Origin of the sequence: Halanaerobium praevalens DSM 2228, from assembly GCF_000165465.1 — a bacterium.
Taxonomy (GTDB): Bacteria; Bacillota; Halanaerobiia; order Halanaerobiales; family Halanaerobiaceae; genus Halanaerobium; species Halanaerobium praevalens.
Genome location: NC_017455.1, coordinates 657546 through 674413 on the forward strand (window position 1 = coordinate 657546; position 16868 = coordinate 674413).

Sequence of the window (16868 nt, forward strand, 5' to 3'; positions counted from 1 at the left end):
TTTAGAATGGATTTTTTGCTTATTACTGGTATGTCAGGGGCTGGAAAATCATTGGCCTTAAATCATTTCGAAGATCGAGGTTATTTTTGTGTTGATAATTTGCCTCCAGCTTTAATTTCGAAATTTGCTAAATTGTGTTTACAGTCTGATTTAAATAAAATAGCTCTTGTTAGTGATATTAGAGGTAGAGAATTTTTTAATGAACTTTTTCAAGAGCTAGCTAAAATAGAGAAAATGAATTTAAATTATAATATTCTTTTTTTAGAAGCTTCAGATGATGTTTTAATCCGAAGGTATAAAGAAAGTAGAAGAAGACATCCTCTAGATGAAGAAGGAAGAGTCTTAGATTCAATTGAACGGGAAAGAAAATTATTAGAAGAATTAAGAGGTAGGGCAACAAAAATAATTGATACGGGTGAATTAAAGATAGATGAATTAAAAGCAGAATTAAATCAATTATTTTTTAGTGGACAAAAAAAGGACTTATTACATTTGAGTCTAATTTCTTTTGGCTTTAAATATGGAATTCCAAGAGATGCTGATTTAGTAATGGATGTTCGGTTTTTGCCAAATCCTTATTATGTAGACTCTTTAAAAGAAAAAACTGGTAATCAAATCGAGGTTCAAGATTATGTTTTAAAATGGCCAGTGACTAATAAATTTTATCATAAGTTTTTTGATTTAATCGATTTTTTACTGCCAGAATATGAAAAAGAAGGTAAAAGCCATTTATCGATAGCAATTGGATGTACTGGTGGTAAGCACCGCTCAGTGACTACAGTTAATAAATTAAAAGAATTTTTAGCAGAAAAAGATTTTAAAATTAGCATTGAACATCGTGATTTAGATAAATAATTTTTTGATATTTATTTAAATTTTAATTTTTTAACTATCTAAAAGGAAGTGTAATTATGAACCTGCCCAAATGGTTTTTTCCAGGCTTGGGAGTAAAAAGATGGTTTTTAGTAATCATTTTTGCTTTTATATTAATTAGTTTAGGTATTACCCCTTTATTTGGTTTTGATCTTAGTGTTTATATTACAAATAGTTTATTAATAATGTTAAATGACTTATTTGGTGCAAATGCCAAATTTATTTTAAAATTAACTGCTTTACTGATGTTAATTAGTGGAATTTCTTTAACTTATTATTCTTTAGTAAAAATAAGATCAGAACTAAATACTCATATAACCCCTAATGGAGAAATTTTAGATTTACTCTATCAAAATAGAAAAACAAATAAGGGGCCAGAAATTGTTGCTTTTGGTGGGGGGACTGGGCTTTCTAATTTATTAAGAGGTTTAAAGAAAAAGAGTGATAATTTGACAGCAGTCGTCACAGTTGCTGATGATGGTGGTAGTTCTGGTAGATTAAGAGCTGAAATGGGAATTTTACCTCCAGGTGATATCCGAAACTGTTTAGTTGCTTTAGCTGATCGCGAACCTTTAATGGAAGAATTATTTCAGCATCGTTTTCAGGCAGAAGGTGGTTTAGAAGGACATAGTTTTGGTAATTTATATATTGCTGCAATGACTGAAGTATTAGGTGATTTTGAGGAAGCAATAAGAGCTTCTAGTAAAGTTCTAGCAATTAAAGGTAAAGTTTTACCAGCTACAAATGAAGATATAAAATTGGGAGCAATTTATCATGATCAAAAAAAAATAATGGGTGAATCTGCTATTCCAATTTTTGATAAGCAGATAAATAATGTTTTTTTATATCCTGAAAATGCTAGTACTACTCCTGAGGTAAAAGAATCTATTCAAAATGCAGATGTAATTGTGATTGGACCGGGCAGTCTTTATACAAGTATTTTACCTAATTTATTAGTTAAAGGTATTAGTCAAGAAATAAAGAAAACAAAGGCCTTAAAATTATATATATGTAATGTAATGACTCAGCCTGGTGAGACTGATAATTATACAGCAGCTGACCATGCTCAAGCGATAATTGATCATTGTGGTCAAGGTGTTTTTGATTATATTATAGTTAATAATTGTCAGGGTACTAAGCAATTAAGGAAAAAGTATGAAGCAGAAGGTGCTTATCCTGTGAAAATAGATCACAAACGTTTAAAAAAATTAGGGCTTAAAGTTATAGAAGCCAATCTCTTAAAAAAGAATAGTTATTTAAGACATGATCCAGAAGCTTTGTCAGAATTAATTTATGATTTAAATAAAAAATATAATTAAATTGATAGTTTAGTTTTTGAAATGAGAAATAAAATTTTTGAAAAGCAGTAATCCTTAATTTATTGCTCCAAGGAGGGTCAAAAAATGTCTTTTACTGATCAAGTAAAAGAAGAGTTAACACATAAAGATAAATATAGTTATTCAGAACAACTATCAGAACTTGCTGCTTTGATTAGGGTTGATGGTTCAATACAAATTTCAAATAAACATTTAGCAGTAAAAGTTACTTTATATCAGGGTAATTTGGCTCGTAGAATTTATTCTTTAATTAAAAAACGTTTTGGTTTTAATATAGAAATTAGAATTAGACAAGATAAAAGATTTAATCTGAGCCATAGTTATGATCTGATTGTAACTCCTCAACCAGGAGTGAGAGAATTTTTAATGGAGTTAGGATTTTTAACTCCAGCTAATAATCTTGTTTTTCATATTAAAGAAGAGTATCTAAATTCGAGGAAATTATCACAAGCTTATTTAAGAGGAATATTTTTAGGTGGGGGTTCAGTTAATGGACCTCAAAGTGAATATCATTTAGAGTTTCGCTGTGAAAAAGAAAGTTTGGCTGAAGATTTAAAATTAATATTGGCTAAGTTTAATTTAACAGCTCATCAGACTGAGCATAAAGGATATTATGTTATTTATTTTAAAAGTTATGCTGAAGTAATAAAAGTTTTAAATATAATTGGAGCTCATAAAACAATTTTAAAGATGGAGAATGATCATATAGTAAAAGAATTAAAAAATGATGTAAATCGCAGAGTTAACTTCGAAACTGCTAATTTAGAAAAATCAGTTGCAGCAGCTTTAGACCAATTAGAGTATATTGACCTTATAGAAAGAGAAAAGGGTTTAGAGACCTTAAGCCCCGGTTTACAAGAAATGGCAGAGTTAAGACGAGAAAATCCTTATGCTTCCTTAAAAGAATTAGGAGAAATTTTGAATTTAAGTAAATCAGGTGTAAATCATCGTTTAAGAAGAATTAAAAAAATAGCTAAAAATTTAACTTGAAATAATATTTAAAGATGATATAATACACTTGGAAGTCAGAAATTAAGTTAAATATTCTGCTAATTTAAATATTATATTTGTTTTTGGTCATATCGGGACATTTTTGTTCCGCAAGGGCAAAAGCGTTCCAACCTGGAGGCTAAGCATGAATAAATTGTTAAAAATTCAGCAAAAAATTGTGCCAGAAATTGTAGAAACTGCTCAACAAAGATATAATATTCTACGGGGAATTTATTATAATCAACCAATTGGCAGAAGAGCTTTAGCCAGAATTCTGGGTCTTAGTGAAAGAACTATTCGCAATGATTTAGAATTTTTCGAAAAAAATGCTTTTATTCGAATAACTCCAGCTGGCACTCAGATAACTAGAATTGGAGAAGAATTTTTAAAAGAATTAGATGAATATATCAAGGAACTCAGAGATATAAGTCATTTAGAAAAAAAATTACAGAAAATTCTGGGGATCCAAAAAGTTAAACTAGTTAATGGAGTTGTGGCAGCAGGAGACTTGAAGGCAGAGATTGGGCGGATGGCCTCAAAATTTCTGCAGCAGGAAATCGAAAATGGAGATATACTTGCTGTAACTGGAGGTACAACTTTAGCTCAAATAGCAGCAGAAATGAGTTATAGTACTGAAGCCAGAGAGGTAACAGTAGTCCCTGGTAGAGGTGGTTTGGGTGAAGATGTAGAAATCCAAGCAAATACAATTGCTGCCAAAATAGCAAAAAAAATTGGTGGTACTTATCATTTGCTCCATATACCAGATAATATAGCTGAAGAAAATATTTATTATTTAACTAAAGAGCCATCCATCAAAAAAACTTTAGAGATTTTAAAACAAGCTAATATTTTAATTCATGGTGTGGGAACTGCCAAAAATATGGCGAAACGTAGAGGTATGAAAAAAAATGAAATCAAAGACTTAGTTGAAGCGGGAGCAGTTGGAGAAGCTTTTGGCTTTTATTTTAACTCACTTGGGGAAATAATTTATTCAACAACAAGTGTTGGGTTGAATCTAGATGACCTTGAGGCAACTAAAAAAGTTATAGTTGTTGCTGGGGGGGAAGATAAAGCAGAAGCAATAATAGCTGCAGTTTCTTCTAAGTATCAAGATATTTTAATTACTGATGAAATTACAGCACGAAAGATTATCTCTTTACAGGGAGGTGAGGCCAAAAATAGGCTTAAAAATAAAAATCAGTAGTTTATATTAAATTTTAAATTTTTGTTTGAAAAATTAATTTATAAATGATTCATCATCTTATAAGGAGGAATAAAAAATGAAAAAAGTAGCAATTAATGGTTTTGGTCGTATTGGTAGAGGATACTTAAGGTTAGTAGAAGAAAGAGGAGAAGATATTGAAATCGTTGCAATTAACGATTTAGTAAATGTTGAAAATTTAGCGTATTTACTTAAGTATGATTCTGTACATGGTCGTTTTGATGGTACAGTAGAAATCAAAGGTGATGATGCATTAGTAGTTAACGGTAAAGAGATAAAAGTAACTGCTGTTAAAGATCCTGCAGATTTACCATGGGCCGAAAATAATATTGATGTTGTTATCGAATCAACAGGTGTATTCCGCCATAAAGAACAGTTAATGAAGCATATTGAAGCTGGTGCTAAGAAAGTTATTTTAACTGTACCTGCTAAAGATGAAATAGATAGTACTATAGTTTTAGGAGTTAATGATGATGATCTTTCTGAAGATGATTTAATTGTTTCTAATGCTTCTTGTACTACAAACTGTTTAGCTCCTTTAGCTAAAGCTCTTAATGATGAATTCGGAATTGAAAAAGGTTTAATTACTACAGTTCACGGTTATACTTCTAGTCAGGCAATTTTGGATATGCCAGCTAGCAAAACTAGAAGAGGTAGAACAGCTGCCGAAAATATTATTCCTACAACTACAGGTGCTGCTATTGCAACAACCAAAGTAATGCCTGAACTAGATGGTAAAATTGATGGAATGGCTATTAGAGTTCCAGTACCTAATGGTTCTTGTGTTGATGGAGTCTTTACTTTAAGTCAAGATGTAACTGTAGAAGAAGTAAATGCAATGTTTAAAAAGAAAGCAGAAGGTGAAATGAAAGGTATCTTAGGCTATACTGAAGATGAATTAGTATCTAGAGATATTATGGGACAATTTGAGTCTTCTAAAATAGATGCTCAATCCACTATGGTAGTTAATGGTAATATGGTTAAAGTTATTTCTTGGTATGATAATGAATTAAGTTATACAAATAGAGTTGTTGACTTAACTTTAAAACTATAATTAATTTAAAACTTATTTCAGGGTGGATTGACTAAGTACCACCCTGAAATTTTAATCTAAATAAATTTTTTTGCTTAATTTTTAAAATATTTTAAAACTTATTTGTTAAATTAGTAATTGCTAATTAATAACGGAGGTATAGAAAATGAAAAAGACACTTAAAGATATGGATTTTAAAGGAAAAAAAGTCTTAGTTCGAGTTGATTTTAATGTTCCTCTTAAAGATGGTGTTGTAGGAGATAAAACTAGAATTAAAGCTGCTTTGCCTACAATTGAGTATTTAATTAAAGAAGAAGCTAAAGTTCTTTTAATTTCTCACTTAGGTCGTCCAGGTGGAGAAGTTAAATCTGACTTAAAAATGGATCCAGTTGCTAAAGCTTTGGCTAACTTATTAAATAAAGAGGTAAAAAAAGCTGATGATTGTATCGGAGATGAACTAAAAAAAGCTGCTAACAACTTAGAAAATGGAGAAGTATTATTACTTGAAAATAGTCGTTTCTATGCTGGAGAAAAGAAAAATGATCCAGAATTTGCTAAAAAATTAGCTTCTCTTGCTGATCTTTATGTCAATGATGCTTTTGGAGCTGCTCATCGTGCTCATGCTACTACAGTTGGAGTAACAGAATATTTACCAGCTGCTGCAGGGTTTTTAATGCAGAGAGAATTAAATGCCTTAGGTGAAGTAATGGAAAATCCAGCTAGTCCTTTTGTAGCAATTATGGGTGGAGCTAAAGTTTCTGATAAAATTGATGTTATTAAAAATTTAATTAATAAAGTTGATAAATTAATAGTTGCTGGGGGTATAGCAAATACCTTTTTGCTAGCAAAGGGATATGAAGTAGGAGATTCTTTAGTAGAAGCTGACAAAGTTGAGTTAGCTAAAGAGTTAATGGCGGAAGCAGAAGAAAAAGGAGTAGAAATTGTACTTCCAATTGATGTTGTAATTGCCGATGATTTTTCTAATGATGCTAATACTAAAACAGTTTCTGTTGAAAAAGTGCCTGCAGGTTGGCAAATTCTAGATTGTGGTGGCCCTCAGAGCTTAGAAAATTATAAAGAAATTATTAAAACTGCTAAAACAGTTATTTGGAATGGTCCTTTAGGAGTATTTGAAATGGAAAAATTTGCTCACGGAACTGTTGAATTAGCAAAAGCTTTAGCTGAATCAGATGCTCATTCAGTAATTGGTGGTGGAGATTCAGCTGCAGCTATTAACGAAGCTGGTGTTGCTGAAAAAATGAGCCATATTTCGACTGGTGGTGGAGCTTCTCTAATGTTTTTTGAAGGAAAAGAATTACCAGGAGTAGCTGCTTTAGATGATGTAGAATAATTTTTGTTAAAATAGAAGCTAAAAATAAAACTGCTTAATTATAGAATTCTAAACAATAACTTTGCTTAGCCAAAGTTTGAGGAGGAATATTAATGCGTAAACCATTTATTTGTGGAAATTGGAAAATGAATAAAAATGTTGATGAAGCTGAAAAAATGATTAACAATTTAAAAGCTAAAGTAAAAGATGTAGATAATGTAGAAATGGGTATTTGTTCAACAGCACTGTGTTTAACAACAGTTAAAGAAGCTGCTCAGGGTAGTGAGCTTGTAACTGGTGCTGAAAATATTTACTGGAAAGATTCTGGTGCTTATACTGGAGAAATTTCTGCTAAGATGTTAGCTGCTAGTGATATAGAATACACTATTGTAGGTCATTCTGAGCGCAGAGAAATTTTTGGAGAAAGTGATTATGAGGTGAATAAAAAAGTTCTTTCAGCACTAGCACATGGAGTAAAACCAATTATTTGTGTTGGAGAAACTTTAGAAGAAAGAAAAGCTGAACAAATAGAAGCAAAAGTTAATTTTCAAGTTGATTCTGCTCTAGCTGGATTAACTGAAGCAGAAGTTGCAGATCTAGTTATTGCTTATGAACCTATTTGGGCAATTGGTACAGGTGAAACTGCTTCCGCGGAAGAGGCAAATCGAGTTATTGGAATTATTAGAGAAAATATTAGAAAAGAATATCCAGAAGCTGCTGATAAAGTTAGAATTCAATATGGTGGTAGTGTTAAACCACATAATGTAGAAGAAATTATGGCTCAACCTGAAATTGATGGTGCCTTAGTTGGTGGAGCCAGTTTAGAAGCGGAGTCTTTTTCTGAAATAATATTAAAGACTGCCAAAATCTATAAGTAATTAAAAGATTATAAGGAGGATTATTATGGCAAGACCAAAACCACTAGCCCTAATTATTGCAGATGGGTTAGGAGTGAATGAGAATGCAGAAGGAAATGCTGTTTATCAAGCAGAGACTCCTTTTTTAGATAAATTAAATAAAGAATATCCCCATTCAATTTTAAAACCTTCAGGAGAAGCTGTAGGTTTACCAGATGGTCAAATGGGTAACTCTGAGGTTGGTCATTTAAATATTGGGGCTGGTCGGATTGTTTATCAGGATTTTACAAGAATTAATAAGGCTGTAGCAGAAAAAGAATTATTAACTAATGAAGCATTGAAAAAAGCAGTAGATCATGCTAAAGAAAACGATGGAGCTCTTCATTTAATTGGATTACTTTCTGATGGTGGTGTGCACAGTCATATTAAACATCTTTTTGGTTTAATTGAAATGGCTGATCGAGCTGGCTTAGAAAAAGTATATATTCATCCGATTTTAGATGGAAGAGATACACCTCCGGCAAGTGGTACTGGTTATTTAAAAGAATTAGAAACAGAGTTAGAAAGAGTTGGAACTGGTGAAATTGCTACTGTTAGTGGTCGTTATTACACTATGGATCGTGATAATCGCTGGGAAAGAACTAAAAAGGCTTATGATATGTTAGTTTTAGGAGAAGGAAATAAAGCTGAAGATCCTATTCAAGCTGTGGAAAGTTCTTATGCAGAAGATATAGAAGATGAATTTGTTATTCCAACTGTAATTACTAAAAATGGTAAAGCAGTTGGTCCGATGAATGATCATGATTCAGTTATTTTCTTTAACTTTAGAGCTGATAGAGCCCGTCAAATTACTCAAGCTTTAACTATTGATGGTTTTGATGGCTTTGAGCGGGAGCCTGAACACCCAGAAGATCTATATTATGTAACAATGACAGAATATGATGAAGAATTTGATTTACCAGTTGCTTTTGAACCAGTAGAAATTGAAGATGGATTAGGTGAGGTTTTAAGTAGAGAGGGTTTAAAACAGCTTAGAATTGCTGAAACTGAAAAATATGCTCATGTAACTTTCTTCTTTAATGGAGGAGTTGAAGAACCAAATAAAGGTGAAGATCGCCTATTAATTCCATCACCACAAGTTGCAACTTATGAGATGCAACCAGAAATGAGTGCTTATGAGGTAACAGATAAACTTTTAGAAAAAATAGAAGCTGACGAATATGATGTAATTATTCTTAACTATGCGAATATAGATATGGTAGGACACACTGGTTTTATGGATGCAGCTATTAAAGCAGTAGAAACTGTTGATGAATGTTTGTCTAAGCTTGTGCCTGTTATTTTAGAAAAAGGAGGTCAGGCTTTAATTACAGCTGACCATGGTAATGGAGAAAAAATGAAAGAAGATGATGGATCTCCATTTACAGCTCATACTTCTAATATTGTTCCTCTTTATTATGTAGGAGGCCCTAAAAATACTGGAATTGCTACTGGCAAATTAGCTGATTTAGCACCAACAATGTTAGATATCTTAGGAATTGAAAAACCAGAAAAGATGACTGGTGAATCATTAATTATCAATGAATAATAAGCTAATTTCAAATTGAATTAAGCTAATTGTTTACTGACTAAATTAACTGTTTAAAATGTGGGGTCAATTATATTGGCCCTGCTAATTATAAATAAAAAATATTTTATTGTAAAATTCTAAGGAGGCCAATTAAATGTTAAATACAACAATTGTAGAAGTTTTTGCAAGAGAGATTTTAGATTCACGTGGTAATCCAACTGTAGAGGTAGAAGTAGTATTAGAGGATGGTACTTTTGGTAGAGCAGCTGTTCCTTCTGGAGCTTCAACTGGTCAATACGAAGCAGTTGAACTAAGAGATGGTGGGGACCGTTACTTAGGTAAAGGTGTTTTAGATGCAGTAGAAAATGTAAATGAAGTAATTGCACCTGAAATTTTAGGTTTTGATGTTAGAGAACAAATAGATATTGATAACTTAATGCGCGAATTAGATGGCACAAAAAATAAAGGTAAATTAGGTGCTAATGCAATTTTAGGTGTTTCAATGGCAGTTGCTAAAGCAGCAGCAAATGCTACTGGATCTCATTTATATAATTACATTGGTGGAATGAATGCTAAAACTTTACCTGTGCCAATGATGAATATTTTAAATGGGGGAGAACATGCTGATAATAATGTAGATTTACAGGAATTTATGATTATGCCTGTTGGTGCAGTTAGTTTCAGGGAAGCTATGCAGATGGGAGCAGAAGTATATCATAATCTCAAAAAAGTTCTACAAGCAAAAGGCTTAGGTACTGGAGTTGGAGATGAAGGTGGATTTGCACCTGATTTAGGCTCAAACGAAGAAGCATTACAGGTAATTGTAGAAGCAATTGAAAAAGCTGGTTATGAAGCTGGAGAAGATTTCTATATTGCTTTAGATCCTGCTGCAACAGAATTTTATAAAGATGGTAAATATGTATTAGCAGGTGAAGGAGTAGAAAAAACTTCTGCAGAAATGATTGATTTCTATGCAGATTTAATTGATAAATATCCAATTATTTCAATTGAAGATGGTTTAGCAGAAGATGACTGGGAAGGTTTTGCTGAAATGACAAAACGTTTAGGTGACCGTCTGCAAATTGTTGGAGATGACCTCTATGTAACAAATGTAGAAAGATTAAGTAGAGGTATTGAGGAAAAAAGCAGTAACTCTATCCTAATTAAGGTTAATCAGATTGGTTCTTTAACTGAAACCTTAGATACTATTAAAATGGCAACAAGAGCTGGTTTTACTGCTGTTGTGTCTCACCGTTCAGGAGAAACAGAAGATGTTACAATTGCTGATCTTGTTGTAGCTATGAATACTGGTCAAATTAAAACCGGAGCTCCTGCTCGTTCTGAAAGAGTTGCTAAATATAATCAGCTTCTAAGAATTGAAGAAAACTTAGGTGATGCTGCTCAGTATGCAGGTAAAGATGCTTTTTATAGTCTTAAAAAATAATTTTAATTAAATAGAATAATTATTTCAAAGGCTAAGTAGACAAGTTTATCTACTTAGCCTTTTTTAAAATATTTTTAAAAAAATAAATGTTTTAAAAATAAAATAAATTTGTATAATAATAAATATCATCTTTTTAGGTATAAAATATTGTATTTTTAGTTTTTATATGTTAAAATTAAAGCTGAGTTGAATTAGCTATTGTTAATAATATTTTACTTAACTCTTGGAGGTGAGATAAGAATGTTTATTCTTAAAATTTTACATTTTATTATAGCAATTGCGGTAATTGTAGGAGTCTTACTGCAGTCTGGTAAAAGCGCAGGTCTATCTGGTGCTATCGACGGTGGAGCCACAACTTTTTTTGGGAAATCTGGAAAAAGAATGGAGGATACAATTAGTAAGGCTACAACTGTTGCTGCAGTCTTATTTATGATTAATTCTCTAATTTTGGCTATATTTTAAACTTCATATTTAAGTAAATAATTAGCTAAGCTAGAAATTTTATTTTTTTGCTAAAATTGATCATCTATATTATATAGATGATTTATTAAAGTTTGAATGCAATAAATACCAAATAAGATGCTGAATTCAAATTAGCATATATAAGAAAAACATTAAATAATAAGGAGGTTGGTGCATGAATTTTTATACACCTCTAGCAGGTATAGTAGCATTAATTTTTGCTTTTATTCTTGCTGGAAAAGTTAAAAAAGAAAGTATGGGAACGGAAAGAATGGCAGAATTATCAGATGCAATCAATGAGGGGGCTATGGCATTTTTAGGACGTGAGTATAAAATGCTTGCTGTTTTTGTAGCTGTAGTAGCTGTAATAATGGCAGTTGTACCTAGTCTTGGTTGGCAGTATGCAGCTTCATTTATTTTAGGAGCTTTATTTTCTGCTTTAGCTGGATTTATTGGGATGCAAATTGCTACTCAGGCAAATGCAAGAACAACTAATGCAGCTCGTTCAGGTTTAAATGCTGCTTTAAAGGTGGCTTTTTCTGGTGGAACTGTAATGGGAATGTCTGTTGTTGGTTTAGGAACTTTAGGTCTTGGAATTTTATATATGTTCTTTTCTAGTAATGTAGAGTTTATTAGAGGTTTTGCTTTTGGAGCTAGTTCTATTGCTTTATTTGCTCGTGTTGGTGGCGGTATTTATACCAAAGCTGCTGATGTTGGAGCTGACTTAGTTGGTAAAGTAGAAGCTGGAATTCCTGAAGATGATCCTCGTAACCCAGCTGTAATCGCTGATAATGTTGGTGATAATGTTGGTGATGTTGCAGGTATGGGAGCAGATTTATTTGAGTCTTATGTAGGTTCTATTGTAGCTGCTATGACTTTAGGAGCTGCTATAAGTCTAGACCATGTTTTATTACCAATGTTAATTGCTGCATTAGGAATCGTGGCTGCTATTATTGGTACTCGTTTTGTTAAAGCCAAAGAAGGTGGAAATCCTGCTAAAGCTTTAGAAAGAGGTACTATGAGTGCAGCTGGACTAACAATTATTGGAGCTTACTTTTTAGTAACTTCTTTAACTGGTCAAGTAGGTATTTTTATTGCGATAATTTCTGGCTTAATTGCTGGAACTTTAATTGGTAGAATTACTGAATACTATACTTCAGAACACTATGGACCAGTAAAACATATTGCTCGTCAGTCACAAACTGGTACAGCAACTAATATAATTAGTGGTCTTTCTGTTGGAATGAGAAGTACTGCACTTCCAATTTTAGTAATTGCAGTTGCAATCTTTTTAGCCTTTAAATTTGCTGGCCTTTATGGTATTGCTATGGCTGCAGTTGGTATGCTTTCTACTACAGGGATTACTCTTTCTGTTGATGCTTATGGTCCCATTGCTGATAATGCAGGTGGAATTGCTGAAATGGCAGAATTAGATTCTTCAGTTAGAGATATTACTGATAAGTTAGACTCTGTTGGTAATACAACAGCTGCTATGGGTAAAGGATTTGCAATTGGTTCTGCTGCTTTAACAGCTTTATCATTATTTGCAGCTTTTTCACAGGCAGTTGGTCTAGAGTCTATTTCTTTAACAAATCCACAAGTTATTATTGGATTGTTTATTGGAGCTATGCTTCCTTTCTTATTCTCCGCAATTACAATGGAAGCAGTTGGTAAAGCTGCAGGAGAAATGATTGAAGAAGTGAGAAGACAATTTAAAGAAAAACCAGGTATTATGAAAGGTACTGAAAAGCCTGATCACAGAAAATGTGTTGACATTAGTACAACAGCAGCTTTAAAAGAAATGATTTTACCAGGTCTTTTAGCTGTAGTTGTCCCAGTAGTAGTTGGACTCTGGGATGTACAAGCACTTGGTGGTCTTTTAGGTGGAGCTTTATCTTCTGGAGTTCTTTTAGCTATTATGATGGCTAACTCTGGTGGAGCCTGGGATAATGCTAAAAAATATATTGAATCAGGAGCTTTTGGTGGTAAAGGTACAGATACTCATGCTGCCGCAGTTGTTGGTGATACAGTAGGAGATCCATTTAAAGATACATCTGGTCCATCATTAAATATTTTAATTAAATTAATGACTATTGTTTCACTTGTATTTGCTCCTTTATTCATGTAAAATTAATATAGTAGTAAAGGATAATTACCCTCCTTGTAGTTGATGCTACTGGGAGGGTTTTTTGTTAGAAAGGTAGTGAATTAAATTAATGAATAATAATGAAGCGAAAATGTGTTTTGCTTGTGGGCCAGAAAATCCTATTTCTTTAGGCCTGAAATTTGAAGAAATTTCTCAAAATAGGGTTAGAGCAGAGTTTACACCGACTGCAAATCATCAAGGTTATACAGGAATTATTCATGGTGGTCTAACAGCAACTTTATTAGATGAAGCTATGGCTTATGTAGTTGGATTCAAAGGAATTAAGGCTTTTACTGCCGAACTAAATATAAGATTTAGAAAAGCAATAGAGGTCGGGAAGCCTTTAGAAATTATTGGTGAATATAAGAAGTCTAAAAAATCTTCAATCGCTAATATATATTACACAGAAGCAAAGATTTTTGATAAAGATGGTAATTTGAAAGCAAAAGCAGAAGCTAAATTTATAGAAGAATAGATTTGTTTAAACAATAAACTCAGAATCACCAAAAGAGTGGGGATGATTATTAATGAGTGCAAGAAGTGAATTATTAAAAAAGTTAAGAGAAAATGTACATCGTCCATTAACCAAAAAAGAAATTTTTGAAAAATTTGAAATTAGTCAAGAGCAAGAAAAAATTTTTTCCGATCTTTTAAATGATTTAATTGAATCAGGAAAAATCTTTAAAAATTCAAAAGGATTATATGGAGTTCCAGAAAAATTTAACTTAATTGGAGGCAGAATTGAAAAGATTGCTTCAGGAAATGCTTTTTTAATTCCAGATGATCCAGCAAAAGAAGATATTTATATTTCTTCCGCTAATATTAATGGGGCAATGCACAATGATAAAGTTTTTGTACGTCCTGTTCCTTCAGATAGAGGTAAAAGTCAGGCAGGAGAAGTTGCAGAAATTATAGAAAGAGTTAATACTGAAATAGTTGGGAATTTAGAAAAATATAAAAATTATGGTTTTTTAATTCCTGATAATAAAAGAATTTGTAGTGATATTTTTATTCCACCAGAAGCCTTAAATGAGGCTCAGAATGGTCAAAAAGTAGTGGCTGAAATAACTCGCTGGCCAGCAAAAAATAGAAATCCTGAAGGTGAAATTACAGAAATTTTGGGAGATAAAGATGATGCTGGTGTTGATATTGAAGCAATAATTAGGCAACTTAATTTACCAGGAGAATTTCCAGATAAAGTTTTAAAAGAGATTGCAAATATTCCAGATCAAATAAATGAAAAATCTGTAACAGAAGATGATGAGCGTGAAGATTTAAGAGAACTTAAACTAGTAACCATTGATGGAGCAGATGCTAAAGATTTAGATGACGCAGTTTCTTTAGAAAAATTAAGTGAAAATAATTATCGTTTGGGAGTTCATATTGCTGATGTAAGTCATTATGTAACAGAAGCAAGTCCTTTAGATCAGGAAGCTTATGCAAGGGCTACTAGCATTTATTTAGTTGATCGAGTAATTCCTATGTTACCACAAAAGCTTTCAAATGGTCTTTGTAGTTTAAATCCACAAGTTGATCGTTTAACAATGTCAGTTTTTATAGAATATAATTTAATTGGTCAAGATGAAATAGAAATTATTGATCATAAAATAACTAAGTCTGTAATCAATTCTAATCATCGTCTAACTTATGATCAGGTCCAAAATATTTTAGAATCTAAAGAGTCAGCTGAAAGAAAAGAATATAGTGATTTTGTAGAAGAATTAGAAATGATGAATGAATTAAGAAGGCGCTTACGTAAAAATCGTTTTGAAGAGGGAAGTATGGACTTTAATTTTACAGAAGTTAAAGTTGAACTTGATGATTCTGGAAATCCAATTAATTTAAAGAAAAGATCTCATAGAGAAGCTGAACAACTAATTGAAGAATTTATGATTGCAGCTAATAGAATTGTTGCAGCTGAGATGGCTTGGAGAGAAATGCCTTTTATTTATAGAGTTCATGAAGAACCAGATTTAGATAGGATGAAACAATTTAATGAATTTATTCATAATTTTGATTATCGTTTAAAAGGAATTAAGAATGGAGTTCATCCACGAGCTTTACAAGCAATTTTAGAAGATGTAAGAGGAAGTAAAGAAGAAAAAATAATTGAAACAGTAATGTTGCGTTCATTAAAAAAGGCTGTTTATTCTGAAAAAAATATTGGTCACTTTGGCTTAGGTATTAGTCATTATAGTCATTTTACTTCTCCAATTAGACGTTATCCAGATTTGATTGCTCATCGAATAATTAAAGAAACGATTACTGCTGGTTATTTAAGTGAAGAACGTCAAGATGAATTAGAAAATCAGATTCCTAAAATTGCAGATCATTGTTCACTGCAAGAAAGAAGAGCAATGGATGCAGAGCGTGATTCAGTAGACTTGAAAAAAATTGAATTTATGGAAGATCAAATTGGAGAAGAATTTGAAGGGATTATCAGTGGAATTACAGGTTTTGGAATGTTTGTCGAATTAGAAAACACTGTTGAAGGTTTAGTTCATATTAAAAATTTAAGAGATGATTACTATCATTATGATGAAGAAAAATATCATTTGATTGGTGAGAGAACTAAAAAGATTTATAGAATCGGAGATCAAGTGCGAATTAAAATAGCTAAAGTCAATCGTGATGAAAGAAAATTAGACTTTGAATTATTAGAAAAAATAGATTAACAGAACTAAAAGTTGAGGATGTGTTAAAATGGCTAAGAAAAAAGAAATAGATATTATTGCAAGAAATAAAAAAGCAAGACATGATTTTTATATAGAAGAAACCTATGAAGCTGGAATCAAACTTAAAGGTACAGAAATTAAATCTATTCGTAATCATAAAGTTAATTTAAAAGATAGTTTTGCTTTAGTTAGAAATGGAGAAGTTTATCTGCATAATATGCATATTAGTCCTTATAAAGAAGGCAATCGTTATAATCATCGCCCTGAAAGAAGAAGAAAACTTTTATTGCATAAAAATGAAATTAGAAAATTAATTGGATATACAACTCAAAAGGGTTATACCTTAGTACCTTTAACTCTTTATTTGAAAAAAAATATTTGTAAAGTAGAATTAGCTGTGGCAAAAGGTAAGCAGCAGCATGATAAGCGGAGAGATATTGCTAAAAAAACAGCTAAAAGGGAAATGGAAAAAGCTTTTAGACGCCGTCAAAAAGGTGATATTTAAAAGTGATTTGACATTTTCTGACCATTAAGTTATAATAAATATGCTGAAAAGGAATTAATTTTCTGGGGGTGTTCTGGCTTCGCCTGGATGGTGAACCCTTTAGAAGCGAGTCGAGGAGTTCCTTTCACTCGTTAAACACTGGGAACTATAAATTATCTGCAAACGATAATAATTACACTTTAGCTGCCGCGTAGGCAGTTAACGCCTGAGCGGGTCCTGTCTGTGGAGTCGTTTCAGGTGTCATAAAAAGCAGGCTAACCTTCTTCTAATGTCTGTAGGAAGAAGGGACATTTAGCAGACTGGCAGTAAGTAATCTTGTTTAGCGGAGTGCTTACTGTAAGATTAAAAGCTAAACTACACTCGTAGAAACTACTGGGTGGGCCATTTAGTACGTGGGTTCGACTCCCACCACCTCCACCATTTA

General features: G+C 32.1%; 14 protein-coding genes and 1 other RNA gene. All 15 read left to right on the forward strand.

The genetic code is table 11. From position 1 onward, the window contains the following. Positions 1-6: 6 nt before the first annotated feature. The 15 genes from rapZ (at position 7) to ssrA (ending at position 16864) form a co-directional block, all read left to right on the forward strand. Entirely contained in the window at positions 7-855 is an 849-nt protein-coding gene (gene rapZ / locus HPRAE_RS02980; protein ID WP_014552777.1) for an RNase adapter RapZ, read from the forward strand. A gap of 56 nt (positions 856-911) precedes the next feature. Continuing rightward, positions 912-2192 (forward strand): gluconeogenesis factor YvcK family protein, encoded by a 1281-nt coding sequence (locus HPRAE_RS02985; RefSeq protein WP_014552778.1) that lies wholly within the window; start codon positions 912-914, stop codon positions 2190-2192. An 84-nt stretch (positions 2193-2276) separates the two neighbouring features. Then, positions 2277-3200 (forward strand): DNA-binding protein WhiA, encoded by a 924-nt coding sequence (gene whiA, locus HPRAE_RS02990; RefSeq protein WP_014552779.1) that lies wholly within the window; start codon positions 2277-2279, stop codon positions 3198-3200. 145 nt (positions 3201-3345) lie between these two features. After that, entirely contained in the window at positions 3346-4404 is a 1059-nt protein-coding gene (locus tag HPRAE_RS02995; RefSeq protein ID WP_014552780.1) for a sugar-binding transcriptional regulator, read from the forward strand. Between the two features lie 76 nt (positions 4405-4480). Continuing rightward, complete coding sequence (gap, locus tag HPRAE_RS03000) at positions 4481-5476, forward strand: type I glyceraldehyde-3-phosphate dehydrogenase (protein ID WP_014552781.1); 996 nt, start codon at positions 4481-4483, stop codon at positions 5474-5476. 145 nt (positions 5477-5621) lie between these two features. Next, positions 5622-6806 carry a phosphoglycerate kinase gene (locus HPRAE_RS03005; RefSeq protein WP_014552782.1) on the forward strand — a complete coding sequence of 395 codons (1185 nt, stop codon included), beginning with the start codon at positions 5622-5624 and terminating at the stop codon, positions 6804-6806. Positions 6807-6898: 92 nt separating this feature from the next. Beyond that, a complete protein-coding gene (gene tpiA / locus HPRAE_RS03010) occupies positions 6899-7663 on the forward strand; it encodes a triose-phosphate isomerase (protein WP_014552783.1) in 765 nt (254 codons plus the stop codon). A 25-nt stretch (positions 7664-7688) separates the two neighbouring features. Next, positions 7689-9230 (forward strand): 2,3-bisphosphoglycerate-independent phosphoglycerate mutase, encoded by a 1542-nt coding sequence (gpmI, locus tag HPRAE_RS03015; RefSeq protein WP_014552784.1) that lies wholly within the window; start codon positions 7689-7691, stop codon positions 9228-9230. A 136-nt stretch (positions 9231-9366) separates the two neighbouring features. Beyond that, positions 9367-10656 (forward strand): phosphopyruvate hydratase, encoded by a 1290-nt coding sequence (gene eno / locus HPRAE_RS03020; protein ID WP_014552785.1) that lies wholly within the window; start codon positions 9367-9369, stop codon positions 10654-10656. Positions 10657-10896: 240 nt separating this feature from the next. Beyond that, positions 10897-11118, forward strand: coding sequence for a preprotein translocase subunit SecG (gene secG, locus HPRAE_RS03025; RefSeq protein ID WP_014552786.1), 222 nt, complete (start codon positions 10897-10899; stop codon positions 11116-11118). Positions 11119-11293: 175 nt separating this feature from the next. Next, positions 11294-13246: a sodium-translocating pyrophosphatase gene (locus HPRAE_RS03030; protein ID WP_014552787.1), complete on the forward strand. Its 1953-nt coding sequence runs from the start codon at positions 11294-11296 to the stop codon at positions 13244-13246. Between the two features lie 88 nt (positions 13247-13334). Beyond that, positions 13335-13739, forward strand: a complete 405-nt coding sequence (locus HPRAE_RS03035) for a PaaI family thioesterase (RefSeq protein WP_014552788.1) — start codon at positions 13335-13337, stop codon at positions 13737-13739. Between the two features lie 52 nt (positions 13740-13791). Then, positions 13792-15939: a ribonuclease R gene (gene rnr, locus HPRAE_RS03040; RefSeq protein ID WP_014552789.1), complete on the forward strand. Its 2148-nt coding sequence runs from the start codon at positions 13792-13794 to the stop codon at positions 15937-15939. Positions 15940-15967: 28 nt separating this feature from the next. Further along, positions 15968-16444, forward strand: a complete 477-nt coding sequence (smpB, locus tag HPRAE_RS03045; protein ID WP_014552790.1) for an SsrA-binding protein SmpB — start codon at positions 15968-15970, stop codon at positions 16442-16444. Positions 16445-16508: 64 nt separating this feature from the next. Beyond that, positions 16509-16864: a transfer-messenger RNA gene (gene ssrA, locus HPRAE_RS11000) on the forward strand. The last annotated feature ends 4 nt before the right edge of the window (positions 16865-16868 follow it).